The following is a 3,644-nucleotide window of genomic DNA, read 5'->3' on the forward strand; positions in this document are numbered from 1 at the left end:
TGTCGGCATTATCGTCTATGAATAACATCGCTGCCGGATCATGGCCGAAGCGCTGTGCGGCCAGGTCAAAGATACGCGCATCGGGCTTGAGCAGTTTCTCGTCGCCCGAGACGACGATGTCTCCGAACAGGTCGAACAGCGGCTCTCCGGCGCGGTATTCATGCCAGAACGCGCTAGCGAAGTTGGTGATGGCGAAGAGCGGCACGCCGCCCGCAGCCAGTTCGCGTACGATCTCGTGGCTGCCGGGGACGTTGCCGGGGATCGTCTCGCCGAAGCGCGTGGCGTAGGCGTCGAGCAGGTCGTCGTGCCCGGGAAATTCGGCCTTGCGGGCGGCGACCATCTCGGCGAGGTCGCGGCCGCCGTCGTGCTCGACGTGCCAGTCCTGCGTGACGACGTTGGCCATGAACCAGTCGAGCCGGTCGGGCTCGACGATCAGCTTGCCGAACAGCAGGCGCATGTCCCACTCGATCAGCACCTTGCCGACGTCGAAGACGACAGCATCAATTCCACGGACAGCAGACATGACAAGACCCCCGCGATCGGCGGGGGCCTCATGCACGCAACGAAACCGTCCGCCTGTTATCGCCCGCCGAAGCGGGCGGACAGGATCAGCCCTGGCGGGCCTTGAAGCGACGGTTGGTCTTGTTGATGACGTAAGTACGGCCGCGACGACGGATCACGCGGTTGTCCCGGTGACGGTCCTTGAGCGACTTCAGGCTGTTGCGAATCTTCATGGTCTATCTCGTCCGTGTCATCGTGGCGGTTACCGACCGCCGGAAATTCGAAGTGGCGCCGTTAGTGGTAGCCCGCGACAAAGTCAAGTGTTGCGGGCCGTTGCGGGCACCCGTGCCAACGCCTATCTTCGTTCAGGCGCGGGCAAGTTGCGGCCCGCATAAGATAAAACTTGGGCGCGACGCCACCGAATTCGGACCGGAACACAATGAAATTTCTAAAAGGCGCAGGAATCGCCGCAGGGATCGCAGCCTCGTTGCTCGCTTCCTCGGCGCAAGCCCAGTACGGCCCCGGCTGGGGCGGCGGAATGGGTGGCGGCTGGAACCGGCCCGGCTGGGGCGGCTCGATGCTCGATTCGCCGCGCATGCAGACCCGGTCCAAAGATTCGCGCGAAGGTCATGTCGAAGTAAGCCGCTTCGTCTCGCCCGACGCCGCTGCGGTGGCCGAACTGGGCCATGGTCCTGTCTCGGTCGAATCGGAATCGGGTGACGGTGCCTGGGTCGATGCGGGCGCGCGGCGCGCCTACGAGGCCGCAATCATCGATGCGCTTGTCGGCGCCGGTTACGACACGCTCCATCCCGACACGCCGCAGCCGCAGATTACCAAGCTGCGTATCTCCCGCCAGGTCCTCACCCCGGCCGAGGAAAAGCGCAGCCCCGTCAGCGGCACCGCCGCGATGGAAGTGGGCACGTACGGGCAGGCCTATGGCCTGGGCATCAACATCGACATGACCAAGCCGCGCTCGGCCCTCCTCTCCACCCGGCTCGACGCGCAGATCGTCGATCGCGCCAGCGGCAAGGTGCTGTGGGAAGGCTACGCCACGATCGCCACCCGCGAAGGCGACGACAAGTGGCCCGACGGCATGATCGCCACCAAGCTGGCGGGCGCCCTCTTCGACAACTTCCCCAAGGCCGACGCGATCGGTCCCGACGGGGTCGGCCGCGCGGGATAAGCCGTGCGCGGGCCATCCTTCGACAGGCTCAGAACGAGCATGAGAGGGTTGGAACTGCGTACACTTACGAACGGTTATAACACCCGCTCAGGCCGAGCTTGTCGAAGCCCCTTCGGCAGGGCACTGAGGCCGAGACCAAGGAGCCCGAAACAGAGGGGTCCGGAGGAGGACTTCGAAATCATGCGCACCCTGCCCGCACTGCTTGCCCTCACCGCCGCGCTGGCCCTCAACGCCTGCGTCGCGCCGGTCGGCCCGGTCGAAGTCACCCGCTTCCACGCGCCCGACATGTCGCGCCTCGGCCGCGGCACGATCCGCGTCGAGCCCGCAACCGGGCAGGCCGACAACCTCGAATTCCGCACTTATGCCGCCGCCGTGGCGCGTGAACTGACGCGCATCGGCTATACCGAACCGCTTCCCGGTCAGACCGCCAGCGCGCAAGTCGCGCTGCTGACACTGGAGCGTAACACCTACCAGCCGCAGCGCTCGAACAGCCCGGTGTCGGTCGGCGTCGGCGGCGGGACCGGCGGCTATGGCTCTGGCGTGGGCCTCGGTATCGGCTTCGATCTTTCCGGCAAGCCCAAGGAACAGGTCGAGACGCGCGTGTTCGTCTCCATCCGCGATCGCGCCGCCGCGCCCACTGCCACCGCCTTGTGGGAAGGCCGCGCCGGCTTCGTGGTGCGCGGCGATTCGCCGCTCGCGCAGGCGCCGCTCGGCTCGGCGAAAGTTGCCGAAGCGCTGTTCAAGGGGTTTCCGGGACAGTCGGGCGAAACTATTCAGGTAAAATGACCGACATCCAGATCACCGCTTCGTTCGATTCCGGCAACATCGAAGTCCTCTCCGCCTCCGGCCCCGAGGCGAGCCTCGCGATCCGCAAGGATCACGAATCGGACTTCTTCCAGTGGTTCCACTTCCGCGTCTCGGGCGCGGCGGGCCGCGAACTGGTGCTGCGGATCACCGGCCTCAACGGCTCCGCCTATCCGATGGGCTGGCCCAACTATGACGCCGTCGTCTCCGAGGACCGCGCATACTGGAGCCGCGCGGAAAGCACCTTCGACGAAAGCCGCGACGGCGGCACCCTGACGATCCGCTACGAGCCGGTCGGCGACCTCGCGTGGTTCGCCTACTTCGCGCCCTATTCGATGGAGCGTCACCACGACCTCGTCGCCGCGATTGCCGGTGCTGACGGCGTGTCGCATCGCTCGCTGGGCCTGACCCTCGACGGGCAGGCGATCGACTGCCTCGACATGGGCGACGGGCTGCTGCAGGTCTGGCTCTACGCCCGCCAGCACCCCGGCGAATCGATGGCGGAGTGGTGGATGGAAGGCGCGCTAGACCTGCTCGCCGATCCCGCCAGCTCGGTAGGCCGGGAACTGCGCAAGCGCTGCACCCTGCACGTCGTTCCCAACGCCAACCCCGATGGCTCGCGCCGGGGGCACCTGCGGACCAATGCCGTAGGCGTGAACCTCAACCGCGAATGGGCCGAACCCACGGCCGGGAAGTCCCCCGAAGTGCTGGCGATCCGTGATGCGATGGACGCAACAGGCGTCGACTTCGCCATGGACGTCCACGGCGACGAAGCGATCCCGGCGGTATTCCTTGCAGGGTTCGAGGGCATCCCCTCGCTAAAGCAGGAGCAGCAGGCAGGCTATACCCTCTATGCCGACCTGCTGGAGCGCCGCACGCCCGATTTCCAGACCAAGGTGGGCTACCCACTCACCCGGCCGGGCAAGGGCAACCTGACGATGTCCACCAACCAGTTGGCCGAGCGCTACGGCGCCGTGTCTATGACGTTGGAAATGCCGTTCAAGGACCACAACCCCGCCGCCGACAAGGCGCAGGGCTGGAGCCCGGAACGCTCGGCACAGCTGGGACGCGACTGCATGGCCGCGCTGCTGGAATGGCTGGTGGAGCGCGAAACGGCCTGAGCCGCGTGGTCCCGGATTTGCTCCGGGACCACGCG

At 66.5% G+C, this 3,644-nt stretch carries 5 protein-coding genes; 3 read left to right on the forward strand and 2 right to left on the reverse strand.

Translation table 11 applies throughout. From position 1 onward, the window contains the following. Both ACYPYD_RS14085 and ykgO read right to left on the reverse strand, forming a co-directional pair. Positions 1 to 523, reverse strand: a 523-nt coding sequence (locus ACYPYD_RS14085) for an HAD family hydrolase (RefSeq protein WP_459663732.1), incomplete at its 3' end; no start/stop codon positions are given. 85 nt (positions 524 to 608) lie between these two features. Then, positions 609 to 734, reverse strand: coding sequence for a type B 50S ribosomal protein L36 (gene ykgO / locus ACYPYD_RS14090; RefSeq protein WP_003046794.1), 126 nt, complete (start codon positions 732 to 734; stop codon positions 609 to 611). 206 nt (positions 735 to 940) lie between these two features. On the opposite strand from ykgO, the gene ACYPYD_RS14095 reads away from it, so the two are divergent. The 3 genes from ACYPYD_RS14095 (at position 941) to ACYPYD_RS14105 (ending at position 3,609) form a co-directional block, all read left to right on the forward strand. Beyond that, positions 941 to 1,684, forward strand: a complete 744-nt coding sequence (locus tag ACYPYD_RS14095) for a DUF4136 domain-containing protein (RefSeq protein WP_459663734.1) — start codon at positions 941 to 943, stop codon at positions 1,682 to 1,684. Between the two features lie 180 nt (positions 1,685 to 1,864). Next, on the forward strand, positions 1,865 to 2,470 hold the full coding sequence (locus ACYPYD_RS14100) for a DUF4136 domain-containing protein (protein ID WP_459663736.1): 606 nt from the start codon (positions 1,865 to 1,867) through the stop codon (positions 2,468 to 2,470). Further along, on the forward strand, positions 2,467 to 3,609 hold the full coding sequence (locus ACYPYD_RS14105; protein WP_459663737.1) for a M14 family metallopeptidase: 1,143 nt from the start codon (positions 2,467 to 2,469) through the stop codon (positions 3,607 to 3,609). The genes ACYPYD_RS14100 and ACYPYD_RS14105 overlap by 4 nt, the downstream gene beginning before the upstream one ends. Positions 3,610 to 3,644 lie beyond the last annotated feature (35 nt).

It is taken from the genome of Novosphingobium sp. 11B (assembly GCF_054589055.1).

What these genes read in the sequence shown, in the direction of transcription:
- ykgO (WP_003046794.1), bottom strand. Translation starts at nt 734, where the DNA reads ATGAAGATTCGCAACAGCCTGAAGTCGCTCAAGGACCGTCACCGGGAC.
- ACYPYD_RS14095 (WP_459663734.1), top strand. Translation starts at nt 941, where the DNA reads ATGAAATTTCTAAAAGGCGCAGGAATCGCCGCAGGGATCGCAGCCTCG.
- ACYPYD_RS14100 (WP_459663736.1), top strand. Translation starts at nt 1,865, where the DNA reads ATGCGCACCCTGCCCGCACTGCTTGCCCTCACCGCCGCGCTGGCCCTC.
- ACYPYD_RS14105 (WP_459663737.1), top strand. Translation starts at nt 2,467, where the DNA reads ATGACCGACATCCAGATCACCGCTTCGTTCGATTCCGGCAACATCGAA.